15 protein-coding genes, 1 tRNA gene and 1 pseudogene are annotated in these 16,613 nt (G+C 63.1%); 9 read left to right on the top strand and 8 right to left on the bottom strand.

Annotated elements, in window-relative coordinates:
* Window positions 1-138: 138 nt before the first annotated feature.
* A pseudogene (locus tag EJ069_RS33850) lies at window positions 139-393 on the bottom strand (LysR family transcriptional regulator); the annotation flags it as partial.
* 158 nt (window positions 394-551) lie between these two features.
* Between EJ069_RS33850 and EJ069_RS29290 the strand changes: the two are divergent.
* Window positions 552-1,691, top strand: a complete 1,140-nt coding sequence (locus tag EJ069_RS29290; protein ID WP_126064095.1) for an epoxide hydrolase family protein — start codon at window positions 552-554, stop codon at window positions 1,689-1,691.
* Window positions 1,692-2,025: 334 nt separating this feature from the next.
* Here EJ069_RS29290 and EJ069_RS29285 read toward each other — a convergent pair whose 3' ends face one another.
* Window positions 2,026-3,006 (bottom strand): LysR family transcriptional regulator, encoded by a 981-nt coding sequence (locus EJ069_RS29285; RefSeq protein ID WP_245456355.1) that lies wholly within the window; start codon window positions 3,004-3,006, stop codon window positions 2,026-2,028.
* A 52-nt stretch (window positions 3,007-3,058) separates the two neighbouring features.
* On the opposite strand from EJ069_RS29285, the gene EJ069_RS33070 reads away from it, so the two are divergent.
* The 3 genes from EJ069_RS33070 to EJ069_RS29265 all read left to right on the top strand — a co-directional run bounded on the left by EJ069_RS33070 (window position 3,059) and on the right by EJ069_RS29265 (window position 6,045).
* The gene (locus EJ069_RS33070) at window positions 3,059-3,328 is read left to right on the top strand and encodes a hypothetical protein (protein ID WP_210211317.1); all 270 of its coding nucleotides are present in this window, start codon (window positions 3,059-3,061) and stop codon (window positions 3,326-3,328) included.
* A 36-nt stretch (window positions 3,329-3,364) separates the two neighbouring features.
* Entirely contained in the window at window positions 3,365-4,672 is a 1,308-nt protein-coding gene (locus tag EJ069_RS29275) for a GNAT family N-acetyltransferase (RefSeq protein WP_145965061.1), read from the top strand.
* Between the two features lie 1,118 nt (window positions 4,673-5,790).
* A complete protein-coding gene (locus tag EJ069_RS29265; RefSeq protein WP_126064093.1) occupies window positions 5,791-6,045 on the top strand; it encodes a hypothetical protein in 255 nt (84 codons plus the stop codon).
* A gap of 43 nt (window positions 6,046-6,088) precedes the next feature.
* On the opposite strand, the gene EJ069_RS29260 is transcribed toward EJ069_RS29265, so the two are convergent.
* From EJ069_RS29260 to EJ069_RS29250, 3 genes are all read right to left on the bottom strand, one after another.
* A tRNA-Glu gene (locus tag EJ069_RS29260) sits at window positions 6,089-6,163 on the bottom strand.
* Window positions 6,164-6,248: 85 nt separating this feature from the next.
* Window positions 6,249-6,662 (bottom strand): VOC family protein, encoded by a 414-nt coding sequence (locus tag EJ069_RS29255; protein WP_126064092.1) that lies wholly within the window; start codon window positions 6,660-6,662, stop codon window positions 6,249-6,251.
* Window positions 6,659-7,042 carry a fimbrial protein gene (locus tag EJ069_RS29250; RefSeq protein WP_126064091.1) on the bottom strand — a complete coding sequence of 128 codons (384 nt, stop codon included), beginning with the start codon at window positions 7,040-7,042 and terminating at the stop codon, window positions 6,659-6,661. The genes EJ069_RS29255 and EJ069_RS29250 overlap by 4 nt, the downstream gene beginning before the upstream one ends.
* A 26-nt stretch (window positions 7,043-7,068) precedes the next feature.
* Here EJ069_RS29250 and EJ069_RS29245 point away from each other — a divergent pair, with 26 nt between their 5' ends.
* Window positions 7,069-8,133, top strand: a complete 1,065-nt coding sequence (locus tag EJ069_RS29245; RefSeq protein WP_126064090.1) for an RluA family pseudouridine synthase — start codon at window positions 7,069-7,071, stop codon at window positions 8,131-8,133.
* Between the two features lie 216 nt (window positions 8,134-8,349).
* Window positions 8,350-9,261: an RNA polymerase sigma factor RpoH gene (rpoH, locus tag EJ069_RS29240; protein WP_126064089.1), complete on the top strand. Its 912-nt coding sequence runs from the start codon at window positions 8,350-8,352 to the stop codon at window positions 9,259-9,261.
* Between the two features lie 261 nt (window positions 9,262-9,522).
* Here rpoH and EJ069_RS29235 read toward each other — a convergent pair whose 3' ends face one another.
* The 3 genes from EJ069_RS29235 to EJ069_RS29225 all read right to left on the bottom strand — a co-directional run bounded on the left by EJ069_RS29235 (window position 9,523) and on the right by EJ069_RS29225 (window position 11,016).
* The gene (locus tag EJ069_RS29235; RefSeq protein WP_126064088.1) at window positions 9,523-10,182 is read right to left on the bottom strand and encodes a peroxiredoxin; all 660 of its coding nucleotides are present in this window, start codon (window positions 10,180-10,182) and stop codon (window positions 9,523-9,525) included.
* Between the two features lie 191 nt (window positions 10,183-10,373).
* Complete coding sequence (locus EJ069_RS29230; protein ID WP_042641578.1) at window positions 10,374-10,739, bottom strand: cell division protein ZapA; 366 nt, start codon at window positions 10,737-10,739, stop codon at window positions 10,374-10,376.
* A 4-nt stretch (window positions 10,740-10,743) separates the two neighbouring features.
* Window positions 10,744-11,016 carry a DUF4164 domain-containing protein gene (locus tag EJ069_RS29225; RefSeq protein ID WP_023763725.1) on the bottom strand — a complete coding sequence of 91 codons (273 nt, stop codon included), beginning with the start codon at window positions 11,014-11,016 and terminating at the stop codon, window positions 10,744-10,746.
* A gap of 262 nt (window positions 11,017-11,278) precedes the next feature.
* Between EJ069_RS29225 and tkt the strand changes: the two genes are divergently transcribed.
* The 3 genes from tkt (at window position 11,279) to EJ069_RS29210 (ending at window position 16,480) form a co-directional block, all read left to right on the top strand.
* The gene (gene tkt / locus EJ069_RS29220; protein ID WP_126064087.1) at window positions 11,279-13,267 is read left to right on the top strand and encodes a transketolase; all 1,989 of its coding nucleotides are present in this window, start codon (window positions 11,279-11,281) and stop codon (window positions 13,265-13,267) included.
* Between the two features lie 155 nt (window positions 13,268-13,422).
* Window positions 13,423-14,433 (top strand): type I glyceraldehyde-3-phosphate dehydrogenase, encoded by a 1,011-nt coding sequence (gene gap / locus EJ069_RS29215; protein ID WP_126064086.1) that lies wholly within the window; start codon window positions 13,423-13,425, stop codon window positions 14,431-14,433.
* A 157-nt stretch (window positions 14,434-14,590) separates the two neighbouring features.
* Window positions 14,591-16,480, top strand: a complete 1,890-nt coding sequence (locus EJ069_RS29210) for a potassium/proton antiporter (RefSeq protein WP_245456354.1) — start codon at window positions 14,591-14,593, stop codon at window positions 16,478-16,480.
* Window positions 16,481-16,613: the final 133 nt, after the last annotated feature.

Here is a 16,613-nt window from a genome sequence, read left to right as displayed (position 1 = left end):
CGAAACGCATCCCCTGGCGCCTTCGGCCAGGGCAGCATGATGCAATGCTAATTCAATCCGCGACACCACGCCAGAAGGGACATGTTGCCGCTAGCTCTGAACCTGGACCGAAGACCTTGGGTCGGACGGCACTCCACCTGCCACAACCCTGCGGACACCCTCCAGCGCGTCATGCAACGGTTGCCGAAGCTCGACGGCGCGCTGGGTCAGGACCATCCCACGCCGTGCCGGAATGAGGAGGGGATCGCCGAGTTGATCGCGAAGCCGCGCCAGCCGGGCCGACAAGGCGGGTTGGCTCAGGTTCAAGCGCCGGGCGGCACGCGTGACGTTCCCTTCTGCCAGTAGGGCTTCGAGCGTGACGAGGAGGCCGAGATCGAGGTTTCTGGTATCCATTCGTTGGATAACAACAGGCAGGAGGTTCGATTTCAACCTCGGCGACGTACCGAGCAGTAATGCCGAGTAGTCTTCGGCTCTCAGAACATCGATCGACAATATCGGATTCGTGGACACCCTCTTCCTGGAACCGCATCCCAGCTTAAGCGGAGAACATCATGATTTCACCCTACACAATAAACGTCCCTGACGAACGGCTCGCCACGATCAGAGCCAAGGTCGAGGCTTATGACTGGAGCCAGCTGCCGGATGCGGGAGGCTGGTCGGCGGGGGTCGGGATTGATGACCTCAAGCGACTCGCCGCTTATTGGCGGGACAGCTATGACTGGCGTGCGGTCGAACGGCGCCTCAACGCGCTGCCCAACTTCACGGCCGACGTGGAAGGCGAGCACCTCCACTTCGTTCATGTGAAAGGCGACGGCTCCAAGCCGCCCGTCCTGCTTCTCCACGGCTGGCCGGGCTCGTATCTCGAGTTCGAGCGGCTGTTGGAGCCGCTCGCAGGGGACGGGCACGATGTTGTCGTCCCCTCGCTTCCTGGCTTCGCGTTCTCAAACCCGATCACGCGCCCGATCGGCCCGCGGCGGGCTGCTGCGCTCGTGCATGGGCTGATGATCCAACTGTTCGGCGACGCGCGGTATTTCGTTCAAGGGGGCGATTGGGGCCACGGCATCGCGGCCTGGGCAGCGCATGATCGACCGAACGCTCTGCTCGGCATCCATATTAACATGATGACCGTGCGCGCGGAGGATGCCGCTCCGACGACCGACGAGGAGAAGTCCTTCGCCGCCAAGCGGGCCGCGATTGCCGATTGGGAGAGGGCCTACTTTCACGAGCAGGAAACCCGTCCGCAGACGCTTGGCGTCGCGATGGCCGACAGCCCGGTCGGAGCGGCGGGCTGGATACTCGAAAAGTTCGGCAAGTGGGCGGATCTTCCGACTACCGCCGATGGCGCCCCCGACATCTGGAGCAAGTTTTCCGAGGAGGAACTCCTCACCAACGTCATGCTCTACATTGCGCCGGCATCGTTCGTGACTGCAACCTGGATCTACTACGGCAGCCGGATTGAGGCGTCGCTGATGCTTCCGGCCGGCACCCGCATCCAGGTGCCGACCGGCGTTGCGGCCTTTCCTGATCCGGTGTTCTTGCCGCCGCCGCGCTCGTTCGCGGAGAAGACCTACAACATCGTGCATTGGACCGACATGCCGCGGGGCGGCCATTTCGCCGCGCTGGAAGAGCCGGAACTGATGCTGGCCGACCTGCGCGCCTTTATCGCGACGGTGTCGGGAGCGCGCTCCTGAAGGTGGAGATATCTCCGTTTCCGAAGCGCGGTGCGTGGCGCTGGCCGCGCAGGGCTTCAATGCCTTGCGTTGTCACGACCGCTCGCGGCGAGCGGAGGCGATCCAGCCACCGGGCAGCCTCACCTGGACCATTAGGTCGACGCGCTCTGGCCCCTTCTCGCGGTGTAGGGCCGCGCTGAGCAAACTGAGGACCGGGTTCGTTGGCTCAGCTCAACAACCCGATTTTCCGAGGAGCCGAGCTAGTGCGGGCGTTCTTCGGACCGGCCCAGGTTGTGAAGCAGCGGCGAACTCGATAGTCTCGGCGATTGCGGAAACCTGTCGCTGCCCGATTAGTCTAGGCGCGCGGCGCGTCGTCTTCGCCCTCGACCATCAGCTTTCCGATCAATTCGCGAACCCAGCGCTGCCCGGCATGGCCGTGACAACGCTCGTGCCAGATCAAGCCGATATCGAACCGCTCGCTCAGCCAGGGCAGATCGATGATCATCAGCCTTTCCGATTGGGCACGAAACAGCCGCCTGGGTACGAGCGCGACAAGATCGCTGCTGGAAACAATTTCGGGAATGAACAAGAACGAGCCCGCTGACATGACGACATTGCGCCGATAACCGAGAACTCCCAAGGCGTCGTCAACTGGTGTCTCGAAATTGCCGCCTCGCCGTGAGACGACGATATGTTCCAGCCTGACATAGTTCTCGATCGTCAGACCAGGCTTCAGATCCGGGTGGCCTTGCCTGCCGATGAGGACATATGTTTCGTCGTAAAGATGACATGCACGTAGATGCGGCATCGCGGGATCGGGTGTGGCGATCACCAAATCGATATCGCCGTTCGCCAACTGCTGCTCCATGAGGGCGGGGGACAGGTGCCAAACCGCCACGCGCACGCCTGGTGCTATCCCCCGGAGCGCCAAGACGAGCGGCATCACAACGGCTGCCTGGACATAATCCGAGCAAGCGATCGACACAGCGAGTTGCGCCGTTTCGGGATCGAAGTCCCTGTGGGACTGCAGTGTCGAGCGCACCCGATCCAACGCCTCGCGCAATTGTGGGGCAAGTTCTGTTGCCTTGGCGGTCGGGGTCATTCCGCGCTGGGCAGGAAGAAGCAACGGATCGTCGAACAAATCCCGCAGCCGCGCGAGTTGCGCACTGACTGCCGGCTGGCTGAGATGCAGCTTCGCCGCCGCCTTGGTGACGTTCCGTTCGGCGAGCAGCACTTCGAGCGTTGCCAGAAGGTTGAGGTCGATGCGGCTGGTATCCACCACATTTATTTCCGGATAAAATATAATCGATTTCAAATATGGCTGAAAAGCCTTCATCCTGCAAGCCTCGACGCGGGAGCTTCACCAATCCCTCCCGCGGGAGGCAAGGATGATCATCGTCAGTTTTCTTTATCCCAATACTGAGCGGGCACGCTTCGATGCCGCCTATTATGTCGAGAAACATGTGCCCTTGGCCCTGGGCCTGCTTGGCGACGCCGTCAGAGGCATTCATCGATGCCGACTAACCAAGCGTCAGGCGCTCGAAGTGCTGATAGGGCTTGCCGCCAAGCTCATCTCCAACTTCACCAACGCGCTGGCCCATACCGAGCTTGATGATCCGGTGAAGCCGCTGGCTTGGGTACATCCCAGCGAGCGCTGAAGCGCCCCACTCCACGATAGAGACCAGAGAAGCATGATGAAGAAGAATATCCTTATTGTATCTGCGCACCCCGAACCAACGTCGCTCACCCGGCAGTTGGTCGATGTTACTGTCGAGACGCTTGGCGCCGCCGGACACGAGATCGTGCAATCCGAACTTTACGGTATGAAGTGGAAAGCAGTGTTCGACGCCGACGACTTTCCCGTCCGCACCAATCCCGACCGGCTGTCGTTCATCATGGAATCGGGCCATGCCTATGTGACCGGCAACCAGACGCCGGATGTTGTCGCCGAACAGGCCAAACTCCTTGCTGCGGACGCGGTCATCCTGCAGTTCCCGCTGTGGTGGTACGGCGTGCCCGCGATCCTGAAGGGCTGGATCGAACGCGTCTATGCCTTTGGTTTCGCTTATGGCTACCAGAACGGCACCAACGAGTTTCGCTTCGGGGACGGCATCCTGAAGGGCAAGCGCGCGCTGGTAAATGTTCAGGCCGGTGGACCTGTGGCGGACTATGGCCGGCGCGGGATCAACGCGCCGATTGAGCAGCTGCTCTTTCCGCTGACCCACGGCGCGCTCTTCTATCCGGGCATGGATGTGCTGCCCACGCACGCTGTCTACAGCGCCGGCCATGTCTCCACCGCCGAAGAGGTCGAGGCGATCAAGGCGGGCTGGCGCGCGCGACTCGCCGGGCTGTTCACCGACGCGCCAATCCCGTTCCGTGCGCAGAACGGAGGCGATTTCCCCGATCGCCACACCATGGCGGATGACGTCGCGCCGGGCCAGACCGGCATCGTCGCGCATGTCGCCGAAAAATTGCGTTTCGTTGATGCCGTGGCGGGCGATGCCGCTGCAATAGCGTCAGTCGTGAACGGGGCATACAGGGCCAATGGCGCAGTTGAGGGATGGACCAACGAGCGTGGATTGCTTGATGGACCGCGCATCGGCGAGGCGGGCGTTCGTGCGCTCATCGCGCGGGGACGCATTCTTCTGCTGCGCCGGTTGACGGATGGCGCGATCTCCGGCTGCATCAACATCGCGATAGACGACGATGGCGCGTGGCATACGTCGATGCTCGCCGTGGCTCCGGACGAGCAGACCGCGGGCATCGGAAAGTTGATCAAGCAGGAGGTCGAGCGACAGGCCGCGGCGGCTGGGGCGCCACGGATGCGAATGGAGGTGATCCGGCAGCGTGAGGCATTGATCGCTTGGCATCGCCGGCGTGGATACGAGCTGACGGGCGAAACTCTAGCATTCCCCTACGACGACCCTTCGGTCGGTCATCCGCTGCGCCCCGACCTGGAACTTGTTGTTATGGAAAAGCAGTTGAACTCCACTGTCGGCTGAGTGTCAGCCACATTCTTGCGCTTGCCGGCTTGTCGCAAACATCAGATCAAATCTTTACTCCCGAAGCTCGGGCGGTCGCAGAGCACCTACAATCCTTCCCGTTTCACCATCCTTTTCGGGAGGGCGGGCAGCGCTTCGCGATGTCGTCCGCCGTCCTTCCGCGGCGGTCGCTACAGCCGCTTGGAACTCTGCGGTTGTAGGAGCGCGATGAAACGCCTGAGCGTTAGCCGGCAAAGCGATCCAAGGCTGTTTGCGAGAAGTCCAGATATGCACGTAGGGTTCGATCTCCCTGCTCCGGACGAGCGTCCCCGCACGAAGTATTAGCATTCCGGGAACGGCCGAGTTACGATTGGCAAGGCGGGTCATGCAAGCCTCGCACCCGATATGCTCTGAGGCGGCCCGTTCCGCGCCGTTCAAAGCGAAGGTCGTGGCCGCGCCTTGGAAGCAGATAGCTGACTCAGGTAGCATGGCGTGCAGCGCGAAGGCACTTCCACTCCACGTCTGACAATCTTCGCTGTGGCAGGCGTAACTCGCCGGCAGATCCTCCAACGCTATTTGATACGTCACCGCTCCACCGCGGCATCCCCCTCGAAGCATCTCGTTCTCCATCAAAAGACGTCCTGAAACTGTGCTGCGGGCCGGTGACGAGCTTAGATCAGCGATCAAAAAGAGGCTGCATTGGGGTGACCCGAACCACCTGCGCACGTGGATTAACTCTGTACCAGTTTTGAGTGCGGTTACGGCATATACGATGGCGCGATCGGTCTGGTTACAGAGGCTGGTGGAGTGGTTTAGCGCCTGCTTTCCACCCACAACCGGCGTTCCGCTAACCACCCGATCTCAGACATTCCGGCGGCGAAAGCGGACCCCATAAGCTGCGCGTCGGCAAACGCCGAAAAGCGCTCGATAAGATATCGAACTTGGCACCCTTTAACGCAAAAAATCGCGACGTGATCCGAGGACATGCCGATCGGTGCCACTAAAGCCGCAAAAAGTGTGGGACGAAAAGTGGGGACGACTTTGGCCAAATCGTCCGAAACGGCGGATTTCCGCCATTTTCCGCTTGACGATGGTGACCCCTACGGAACTCTCTGCCCGCAGTGACCGTTTAGCGGTTGATGGCACTGGCTGACGACATCCAGATGGCGGAACGGCACGTTCTCCAAGCGGAGCGGCACATCAAGTGCCAGCGGGCGCGCATCGCCGCGCTGAAGCGCCGCCGGTTGCCGCGGGGCAAGGCATCCGCCTTTTTGCAACTGCTTGAAGATGCGCAATCGATGCACCTCCAGCACTTATCGAGGTTGTTGGAGCAGGCATCACGCGAAAGAACCGAAGCCGGTTTCGCTGCCGCCATCGCCCTTGCTGCGGAGTGATCCGCCTGCTGGAGTCTTTTCGAAAGTCGGGTTTTCAGAAGCTTGGTACGCCCAAGGGGAATCGAACCCCTGTTCCCGCCGTGAGAGGGCGGTGTCCTGACCGCTAGACGATGGGCGCGCTCAAGAACCGGCTACATAGGCTGGCGGCCGCGAAAAAGCAACTGGGGTTTCTGGCCCCCGAACCACTTTACGGATTGGCTGTGTCAGGACTGCCGTTTCGGCTCGATCAGGTCCCAGAGATTGCCGTAGAGATCGGAAAAGACCGCCACCGTGCCATAGGCTTCGTGGCGCGGCGCCTCGCGGAACTCAACGCCCTTCGCCAGCATCGCCCGGTGGTCGCGGGAAAAATCGTCGGTTTCGAGAAAGAGAAAGACCCGGCCGCCGGTCTGGTTGCCGATGCGGCTGGCCTGCTCCTCGCCGGAAGCTTCCGCCAGGAGCAGCCGCGCGCCCTGGCCCTTGGCCGGCGCGACGGTGACCCAGCGCTTGCCGCCGCCAAGGTCGACATCCTCGATGAGCACGAAGCCGAGCCGCTCGACATACCAGCGAACCGCCTCGTCGTAATTGCTGACGACGAGCGCGACGGTCGCAACGCTGCGGCGTTCGGCAAAGCCGCTCATTTGTTCCGAATCGCGAATTGGCCGATGATGCGGCGCTCGGCGATGTCGTAGACGAAGATCGACCGGCTGCCGTCGGCAAGCTCGGCGTCGATCGACAGGCGGTTGCCGGAGAGCGACTGGCTGATCACCTTGGCGCCGACAGGGAGCACGATGTCGCCCGACAGCGGCGCGTCGGCCGGACCCTGGACATCGGCGGCAGGCGCTGATCCGGCCACCGGCGCGTTGCGCGCTTTGTAGACAAGCGCGCCGATCACCACCATAAGGGCGAGAAACAGAAGGCCGAGATTGACGATCATGAAGCGGACGAGCTTGCGGCGCACATTCTCGGCCGCGGGGTCGAGCGGCTTTTCCTCGTCTTCTTCGGCGATCGGCCGGGCCATGGCTAAACAATCCGCAACGGGTTTCGATGAGCGCTCATAACGAAGAGACCCCGATATTGATAGAGGACGAATTGGCGGACGAGGAATCCGGCGAAGCTGTCGCGCTGGAAGCCGGCACCGACGCCGCCGGCCAGCGCCTCGACCAGTGGCTTGCCGCCAGGCTCGGGCCGGAGCTTTCGCGCAGCCGTGTGCAGGCGCTGATCAAACAAGGCGCGGTCTCCATCGCCGGCAAGCCGGTGCTGGAAACCAAGCGCAAGCTGATTTCCGGTGAGCGGATCGAAATCTTGGTGCCTGCGCCGGAGCCGGCCGAACCGCAGGGCGAGGACATTCCCCTCGACATCCTCTACGAGGACGACGAACTGATCGTCATCAACAAGCCGGCGGGGCTGGTCGTGCATCCCGGCGCCGGCAACTGGACCGGCACGCTGGTCAATGCGCTGATCCATCATTGCGGCGACAGCCTGTCCGGCATCGGCGGCGTCAAGCGGCCTGGTATCGTCCACCGGTTGGACAAGGAAACCAGCGGCGTCATGGTGGTGGCCAAGACCGACCGGGCGCATAGGGCCCTGTCGGAAGCCTTTGCCGACCACGGCCGCACCGGCGATCTCGAGCGCGCCTATCTGGCGCTGGTCTGGGGCATTCCGCAGCGGCCGACCGGCACGATCGAGGCCCATCTCGGCCGAGCCGCCGACCGCGTGCGCCGCGCGGTCGTTCCCGAGGGCCGCGACGATGCCCGCCATGCCGTCACCCATTTCAGCGTCGTCGAGCGCTTCGGCGAGGATCAGCAGGCTTTCGCCACCGCGAGCCTCGTCGAATGCCGGCTGGAGACCGGCCGCACCCACCAGATCCGCGTCCACATGGCCCATATCGGCCATCCCGTGATCGGCGATCCGGACTACGGCCAGGCCTTCCGCACCAAGGCCAACCGGCTGCCGGAACCCTTGAAGACCAAGGTCAAAGCCTTTCCACGGCAGGCCCTGCACGCCTGGCTCCTTGAATTCGAGCATCCGACCACCCATCTAACGATGAGGTTCGAAGCGCCGATACCCGGAGACATGGAGGAACTCGTCGGCGACTTCCGAAAACTTTGAACCGACCCGCCACCAACAAGCTGCAAACCAGCCATCAAAAAACCTGACCGGCGTTGTTCACTTCAGCGTGACAGACTGTTTAGCGTTGAACAAATGCCTGTCTTTTCTGGTTTTGTTCCTATATATAGAGGTTGTCGCGGATGAGCCTTTGGCATCCGTGGCGTGTGCCCGCCGCGTTTCGGGGGCATCCACTCCAAAGAGAGAGGGGGCGCTATCATGGCCCAATCATTGCCCAGTATTGTTTCCGGTGAAGGCGGTCTCGCCCGTTACCTGGAAGAAATCCGCCGCTTTCCGATGCTTCAGCCGCAGGAAGAGTACATGCTCGCGAAACGCTACGCCGAGCATCAAGACACCACGGCTGCGCATAAGCTCGTCACCAGCCATTTGCGGCTCGTTGCCAAGATCGCCATGGGCTATCGCGGCTACGGCCTGCCGATCGGCGAGGTGATCTCGGAAGGCAATGTCGGCCTCATGCAGGCCGTGAAGAAATTCGAACCGGAGCGTGGTTTCCGGCTCGCCACCTATGCCATGTGGTGGATCAAGGCCTCGATCCAGGAATACATCCTGCGCTCGTGGAGCCTGGTCAAGATGGGCACAACCGCCAATCAGAAGCGTCTGTTCTTCAACCTGCGCAAGGTGAAGGGCAAGATCCAGGCGCTCGATGATGGCGACCTGAAGCCCGACCAGATCGCCGAGATCGCCACCCGTCTCAACGTTTCCGAGGCCGAAGTGGTGTCAATGAACCGCCGCCTGTCGGGCGACGCCTCGCTCAACGCCCCGATCCGGGCAAGCGAGGGCGAGTCCGGCGAATGGCAGGACTGGCTGGTCGACGACCACGAAAGCCAGGAAGAGATGCTGATCGAGCAGGACGAGCTGGAAAGCCGGCGCGCCATGCTGTCGGGCGCTCTGTCGGTGCTCAACGACCGCGAGCGGCGCATCTTCGAGGCGCGCCGTCTCGCCGAGGAGCCGCTGACGCTGGAAGAGCTCTCGGCCGAGTTCGACATCAGCCGCGAGCGCGTGCGCCAGATCGAGGTGCGCGCCTTCGAGAAGGTGCAGGATGCGGTCAAGGCCGCCGCCAAGCGTCAGATGCAGGCGCTGCGCACCATCGAAGCGCAGCCGGCGGCTTAACGAGCTCTATATCGAAAAAGAAGGAGGCGGCGCTTCGGCGCCGCCTTTTTCGTTTGGCGAAGGTGGCGCAGCAGCCCTTTCTCCCCGTCACTATACGGGGAGAAATGCCCGGCAGGGCAATGAGGGGCAGCGCCGAGGCTGCGAGGTTTTCTTTTCAGAACGATCCGAGGAAGGTTTCAGCGCGCTCATCCTCGAACGCCGCGCCGCCCCTCATCCGCCCTTCGGGCACCCCTTCTTCCCGTGAACGGGGAGAAGGAAAAATCATGCCGTTGGCTGCTTGGTCTTCCTGAGATACGGCAGCACCGCCTCATACGCGCCAAAGCGCTTGATCGCATCCTCGTTGGAGACAGCGGCGGTGATGATCACGTCGTCGCCCTGCTTCCAGTTGGCCGGCGTCGCCACCTGGTGCCTGGCGGTCAGCTGGATGGAATCGATGACGCGCAGGATCTCGTCGAAGTTGCGTCCCGTGGTCATCGGATAGGTCAGCACCAGCTTGATCTTCTTGTCCGGGCCGATGACATAGACCGAACGCACCGTGGCATTGTCCGCCGGCGTGCGGCCCTCCGAGCTCTCGCCGGCGCCCGCCGGCAGCATTTCATAGAGCTTGGCGACGTGAAGGTCTTTGTCGCCGATCAGCGGATAGTGCACCGTATGGCCGGTGGCGGTCTTGATGTCGGCCTGCCACTTCTCGTGGCTCGACACCGGATCGACCGAGATGCCGATGATCTTGACGTTGCGCTTTTTGAACTCGCCCTCGAGACCGGCCATGGTGCCGAGCTCGGTCGTGCAGACCGGCGTGAAGTTCTTCGGATGGCTGAACAGCACCGCCCACCCATCGCCGATCCAGTCATGGAACTTGATGGTGCCCTGCGTGGTCTCGGCCGTGAAATCCGGCGCGACATCGTTGATACGAAGACTCATGACCTATCCCTACCCTTTTTGAAAACCGTAGCCGGCCTGCGGCTGGCCGTTGCCGGCTCCAAAAGCGTAGCACCATCACGACGCTGATTAAACGCTCGCGATGATGGTCATGACCTGCGCGAGGCGAATTTTTTGCGTGACCGCCGGCAATTCGCGGTAGGATTTTCCGTCAGAACGGGTATCGGAGCCGCTCAGGCCTTCTTCACCGCGAGCGTCACAGCGAGATCTTCCATGCGCTGCGCAAGCGCGCCGAGCGCGGTTGTCAGCACGCTGTCGCTCTTGTCGGCCTTGGTCAGCGCCTCGTCGCGCGTCTTGCGCAAAGTCAGCACTTCGCTCTCCATGCCCTTGACGCGCTTGGTAAGCTCCGAGAGTTCGTCCATCACCATGATGCCAGCCATGACAGTAAGCCGCTGGTCGCCGATTTCGCCGAAGGAATCCTTCAGATGCGAGACATAGCGGTCGAAGCGCTCGGCAAGGTCGATCAGGTGCTCTTCCTGGCCCTCGTCGCAGGCCATGCGATACTGCTTGCCGTCGATGGAAACCGTGACCTGTGCCATTGCCCTACCTGTCCAGGACCGCGCGGATGGTTTCCATGGCGGTCACCAGCCGCCGCGACACTTCCTTGTTGGCGTCTTCCAGACGCTCGGCGCGCGCTTCGGAATTGTCGAGCTCCTGCGCCAGGCGCGAACGGTCGGCGTTCATGCGCTGCACCTCTGCCTCGGCTTCCGAATAATCACGCTCGTGCTCGAGCTTCGCTGCCACGGCGTTTTCCAGCCCTTCCATGGCCTTGCCCAGCCTGGCGATGACTTCTTTGAGGGTCGTTTCCCCGGTCATGGCCTTCGTCCTATGCCCTGCCCATCACCGAATCGCTCGCATTCAGAACGCGTTACCTCGGAAAGATTAGGCGCCGGGTGAAGGGCGCGTCAACAAAGCTCTCGCGACTGTCCCCCGCTATCGCTAATGTAAGGCGCTCGATGCCATCACAAGCCCGGCAAAATCCATCCCGATTTGTTGACTAAAAGGCCGCGCCTGCTATGTGTCGCGGCATCCTTTTCCAAGGGCTCTCCCCAGGCTCCAACCCACTTCCGGAGGAAGCATGACGTCGCGTGAACAACATGATCGGATGGCCAACGCGATCCGTTTCCTTTCCATGGACGCCGTCGAGAAGGCGAACTCCGGCCACCCCGGCCTGCCGATGGGCTGCGCCGACATCGCCACCGTGCTGTTCAGCCGTTTCCTGAAATTCGACGCCAAGGCCCCGCACTGGGCCGACCGCGACCGCTTCATCCTGTCGGCCGGCCACGGCTCGATGCTGCTCTATTCGCTCCTCTACCTCACCGGCTACGAGGACATGACGATCGACCAGATCAAGAACTTCCGCCAGCTCGGCTCCAAGACCGCCGGCCATCCCGAATACGGCCATGCCGCCGGCATCGAGACCACCACCGGTCCGCTCGGCCAGGGCCTTGCCAATTCGGTCGGGTTCGCGCTCGGCGAGCGCATCATGAACGCCGCCTTCGGCAACGATCTCGTCAACCACTACACCTATGTGCTGGCCGGCGACGGCTGCCTGATGGAAGGCGTCTCCCAGGAAGCCATCGCGCTGGCCGGCCATCTGAAGCTGAACAAGCTGATCGTCTTCTGGGACAACAACAACATCTCGATCGACGGCCCGGTCTCGCTGGCCGACAACACCGACCAGGTCGCCCGCTTCCAGGCCTCCGGCTGGAACGCCAGCCACATCGACGGCACCGATCCGGAAGCGATCGCCTACGCCATCGAGGCGGCGCGCCATTCCGACAAGCCGACGATGATCGCCTGCAAGACCACCATCGGCTTCGGCGCCCCGACCAAGGCCGGCACCAACAAGGCGCATGGCTCGCCGCTCGGCGCCGAGGAAATCGCCGGCGCGCGCAAGTTCTTCAACTGGGAGTCGCCGCCCTTCGAGATCCCCGCCGACATCCTCGACGCCTGGCGCGCCGTCGGCGCCGGCGGCGCCAAGGCCCGCGCCGACTGGGAAGGCCGCCTCGCCAAGGCCGAGCCGAAGCTCAAGGCCGAGTTCGAGCGCCGCATTGCCGGCAAGCTGCCCTCCAACTTCGACGCCGTCATCACCGACTACAAGAAGAAGCTCTCGGCCGACAAGCCGAAGGTCGCCACTCGCAAATCCTCCGAAATGGCGCTGGAAGTCATCAACGGCGCGGTGCCGGAGACCATCGGCGGCTCGGCCGACCTCACCGGCTCCAACAACACCAAGACCAGCCAGACCAAGAACATCACGTCCGACGATTACGGCCAGCGCTATGTTCATTACGGCATCCGCGAGCACGGCATGGCGGCGGCGATCAACGGCCTCACGCTGCATGGCGGCCTGATCGCCTATGGCGGCACGTTCATGTGCTTCTCGGACTATGCCCGTCCTTCGATGCGCCTGGCCTCGCTGATGGGCATCCGCTCCATCTTCGTCATGACGCATGACTCGATCGGCCTCGGCGAGGACGGGCCGACCCACCAGCCGGTCGAGCATCTGGCGGCATTGCGCGCCATCCCGAACCACAATGTCTTCCGCCCGGCCGATGCGGTCGAGACCGCCGAATGCTGGCAGATCGCGCTCGAATCCGAAAAGACGCCGTCGACCCTGGCGCTGACCCGCCAGAACCTGCCGACCGTGCGCACCGAGCATTCGGCGAAGAACCTCTCCAGCCAGGGCGCCTATGAGCTCGCCGCGGCAAACGGCGAGGCGGTGGTGACGATCTTCGCCACCGGTTCCGAGGTCGAGATCGCGCTCGGCGCGCGCGACCTGCTCGAAAAGCACGGTCATCCGACCCGCGTCGTCTCGGTGCCCTGCTTCGAGCTGTTCGACCAGCAGAGCGACGATTATCGCGCCAAGATCATCGGCAACGCCAAGGTGAAGGTCGCGATCGAGGCCGGCATCCGCCAGGGTTGGGATCACCTGATCGGCACCGACGGTATTTTCGTCGGCATGCACGGTTTTGGCGCCTCCGGCTCGATCGAGCAGCTCTATCCGCATTTCGGCATCACCGCCGAGGCCGCGGCGAAAGCGGTCGAGACTCGTCTGCACGGCTGACCGGCTGCGTCAATTCGCGGGGCCGCAAATAGGCGGCTCCGCCATGCTGGACTAACCTAATCGATTTAAGTTCGACCTTCTGCGGCTGGATTCTTTGGCTCATGGCCGCTATGAAGCAGCGGACCCAATCGCCCCCAGTCCCTAGGGAGAAAACAATGACCGTCAGAGTTGCCATCAACGGATTTGGCCGCATCGGCCGCAACATCCTGCGCGCCATCCATGAATCCGGCCGCAAGGATATCGACGTGGTCGCCGTCAACGACCTCGGCCCGGTCGAGACCAACGCGCATCTGCTTCGCTACGACAGCGTGCATGGCCGCTTCCCGCATGAGGTGACCGTCGACGGCGACCAGATCTCGGTCGGCAAGGAGAAGTTCAAGGTCACCGCGATCAAGGATCCGACCCAGCTGCCGTGGAAGGAACTCGGCGTCGACATCGCGCTCGAATGCACGGGCATCTTCACCGCCCGTGACAAGGCCGCCGCGCACCTCGCCGCCGGCGCCAAGCGCGTCATCGTCTCGGCCCCGTCCGACGGCGCCGACCTCACCGTGGTCTACGGCATCAATCACGACAAGCTGAGCAAGGACCACATCGTCATCTCGAACGCGTCCTGCACCACCAACTGCCTGGCGCCGCTGGCGGCCGTGTTGCATGAGACCGTCGGCATCGAGAAGGGCATGATGACGACGATCCACTCCTACACCGGCGACCAGCCGACGCTGGACACCATGCACAAGGACCTCTACCGCGCCCGCGCCGCGGCGCTGTCGCAGATCCCGACCTCGACGGGCGCCGCCAAGGCGATCGGCCTCGTGCTGCCCGACCTCAAGGGCAAGCTCGACGGCATCTCGATCCGCGTGCCGACCCCGAACGTCTCGGTCGTCGACTTGAAGTTCATCGCCAAGCGTTCGACCACGCCGCAGGAGATCAACGAAGCGCTGATCGCCGCCTCCAAGGGCAAGCTGAAGGGCGTGCTCTCGGTCACCCATCACCCGAACGTCTCGATCGACTTCAACCACGATCCGCACTCCTCGATCGTGGCCCTCGACCAGACCAAGGTCATGGACGGCAACTTCGTCTCGGTCCTGTCCTGGTACGACAATGAATGGGGCTTCTCGAACCGCATGGGCGACACCGCCGTCGCCTTCGGCAAGACCATCGCCTGATCCAGGCTCGCTTCAGAGTTTTAAAACGCCCGGCTCGGCCGGGCGTTTTTTATTGGCCGGCTGAGCCAAAAACCACGCTGTTGCCTTGCACTGGTCATGTCTTCGCCCCACTCTCCCTTAAATCGACAAATGAGAGGGACTTGAGGGGCACTGGCGGATGGAGCATGCGATCTATCTCGTGACGCTGGTCGGCACCGCGCTCATTGTTGCCGCCGCGTTTTCGAGCTTGATCGCCTTCCGCTTCGGCGCTCCTTTGCTGCTCCTCTTCCTCTGCATTGGGCTTGCCACCGGCGTCGACGGCCTCGGTATCGAATTCGACAATGCGCGGCTGGCCTATTTTGCCGGCTCACTGGCTTTGGCCATCATTCTCTTCGACTCCGGTTTCGGCACCCCGCTCAACGCGCTGAAGCAAGCGGCCGGGCCGGCACTGTCGCTGGCCACGATAGGCGTCATCCTGACCACCGGCATCTTCAGCGTCGCCGCTTCCTATTTTCTCAAGCTCAGCTGGCTGGAATCCTCCCTGCTCGGCGCCGCCGTCGCCTCGACCGACGCGGCCGCCGTGTTCTTCCTGCTGCGCGCCGGCGAGATCCATCTGCGCGAGCGCGTGCGTTCGACGCTCGAAGTGGAATCAGGCACCAACGACCCGATCGCCATCTTCCTCACCATCACCCTGGTCGAGATCATCGCCGCGCATGCAAACCCCGAGGCCAACGTGCTGGCCGCCAATCTCCTTCTTGGCTTTCTTGCCAATATGGGGCTCGGCGCCGTGATCGGCGTCCTCGGCGGCTTCGGCATCGTGCGTCTGGTCGAGCGGCTCAACCTGGATCACGGCCTGCTGCCGATCTTCGTGCTGACGCTGTCGCTGATGGTGTTTGCCGCCGCCGGCGCGGTCGGCGGCTCAGGCTTCCTCGCCGTCTACCTTGCCGGTCTGATCGCCGGCAATTCCGACATCCGCGCCGTCACCATCCTGAGGCGCTTCCAGGACGGCATGTCGTGGCTGGCGCAGATCATCATGTTCCTGATCCTAGGCCTGTTCGCCACACCCTCGCAGTTCCCGGCGATCCTGGTGCCGGCGGTGCTGCTCGGCCTGTTCCTGATCTTCGTCGCGCGGCCTTTGGCCGTCTGGCTCTGCCTGATCCCCTTCCGCCTGCCGCGTCCCGAGGTCGCCTTCGTGTCCTGGGTCGGCCTGCGCGGCGCGGTCTCGATCCTGCTTGCAATCACGCCGCTGCTCGGCGGCCTCGAGCATGGCCGCCTGATCTTCAACGCCGCCTTCATCATCGTGCTAGTGTCGCTGGTGGTGCAGGGCTGGACGGTCGGGCCGCTGGCGCGCCGCCTCGGCCTGATCGTGCCGGCGCGTCTCGGGCCCCTGGACAAGGTCGAGCTCGAACTGCCGGGCTCGGCCCATCACGAACTGCTTGCCTATCGCGTCGCACCCGGCAGCCCGGTGGCGCGCGGCGAGCGCATCCCGCGCTGGGCAAGGCCCTCGCTGGTGCTGCGCGACGGCCGCTCGATGCGCTTCCAGGACATGGGCCGTCTCACAGCCGGCGACCAGGTCTATATCTTCGTGCCGGATCGCTATCCGCGCCTGCTCGACAAGCTTTTCGCCAGCCGCGCCGTGGTCGACCCCGAGGACGCCGACTTCTTCGGCGCCTTCGCCGTCGATCCGGCCCGCTCCGCGGCGGAGCTGGAAGCGGCCTATGGGCCCGGCCTTACCGAGGCCGAACAGAAGCTCACCGTCGCGGCGCTCGTTACCGAGCGGCTCGGCGGCCATGCCGAATATGCCGACCGCGTGATGATCGGGCCGATCGAGCTGATCGTGCGCGACGTCGACGAGAAAGGCCGGATCACCGGGCTCGGCCTGTCCTTCGAGCCGACCGCGCCGGTGGCGCGCGTGCCGGTGTTCATGAGCGCCGGCGAGATCGGCGACCGCATAGCGGCGCTGATCCGAAACTGGCGCAGGCCGGTGGAAAAGCAGCCGGTCGAGGACGTACCGATCGATCCCGCGACGCCGGCACCGGGCGAGCAAAAGGCAACCGGCGAAGGCTGATGTCTCATGGCGACATCATTTTTGCGCGCGCGCTTTAACGCGGCTCTTGCATCGCCGCCGCTGCCGGTTAAGGTCCCCGCGTTTTCGCTAGAGCAATTCCATGAAAGATGTGGGCGGCTTTCCGTCCGGAATT

Source organism: Mesorhizobium sp. M2A.F.Ca.ET.043.05.1.1, assembly GCF_003952445.1.
Lineage (GTDB): Bacteria > Pseudomonadota > Alphaproteobacteria > Rhizobiales > Rhizobiaceae > Mesorhizobium.
The sequence above is the reverse complement of the archived record's forward strand: the minus strand, read 5'-3'. Positions and strand labels throughout refer to the sequence as shown.

Excerpts from the sequence above, each read along its gene's own strand:
- EJ069_RS29250 (WP_126064091.1), bottom strand. The coding sequence starts at position 7,042 with ATGGCCCGGCCGATCGCCGAAGAAGACGAGGAAAAGCCGCTCGACCCC.
- EJ069_RS29255 (WP_126064092.1), bottom strand. The coding sequence starts at position 6,662 with ATGAGCGGCTTTGCCGAACGCCGCAGCGTTGCGACCGTCGCGCTCGTC.
- gap (WP_126064086.1), top strand. The coding sequence starts at position 13,423 with ATGACCGTCAGAGTTGCCATCAACGGATTTGGCCGCATCGGCCGCAAC.
- EJ069_RS29245 (WP_126064090.1), top strand. The coding sequence starts at position 7,069 with ATGAGCGCTCATAACGAAGAGACCCCGATATTGATAGAGGACGAATTG.
- EJ069_RS29290 (WP_126064095.1), top strand. The coding sequence starts at position 552 with ATGATTTCACCCTACACAATAAACGTCCCTGACGAACGGCTCGCCACG.
- EJ069_RS29285 (WP_245456355.1), bottom strand. The coding sequence starts at position 3,006 with ATGAAGGCTTTTCAGCCATATTTGAAATCGATTATATTTTATCCGGAA.
- EJ069_RS29225 (WP_023763725.1), bottom strand. The coding sequence starts at position 11,016 with ATGACCGGGGAAACGACCCTCAAAGAAGTCATCGCCAGGCTGGGCAAG.
- EJ069_RS29265 (WP_126064093.1), top strand. The coding sequence starts at position 5,791 with ATGGCACTGGCTGACGACATCCAGATGGCGGAACGGCACGTTCTCCAA.
- EJ069_RS33070 (WP_210211317.1), top strand. The coding sequence starts at position 3,059 with ATGATCATCGTCAGTTTTCTTTATCCCAATACTGAGCGGGCACGCTTC.
- rpoH (WP_126064089.1), top strand. The coding sequence starts at position 8,350 with ATGGCCCAATCATTGCCCAGTATTGTTTCCGGTGAAGGCGGTCTCGCC.
- EJ069_RS29235 (WP_126064088.1), bottom strand. The coding sequence starts at position 10,182 with ATGAGTCTTCGTATCAACGATGTCGCGCCGGATTTCACGGCCGAGACC.
- EJ069_RS29210 (WP_245456354.1), top strand. The coding sequence starts at position 14,591 with ATGGAGCATGCGATCTATCTCGTGACGCTGGTCGGCACCGCGCTCATT.
- tkt (WP_126064087.1), top strand. The coding sequence starts at position 11,279 with ATGACGTCGCGTGAACAACATGATCGGATGGCCAACGCGATCCGTTTC.
- EJ069_RS29275 (WP_145965061.1), top strand. The coding sequence starts at position 3,365 with ATGAAGAAGAATATCCTTATTGTATCTGCGCACCCCGAACCAACGTCG.
- EJ069_RS29230 (WP_042641578.1), bottom strand. The coding sequence starts at position 10,739 with ATGGCACAGGTCACGGTTTCCATCGACGGCAAGCAGTATCGCATGGCC.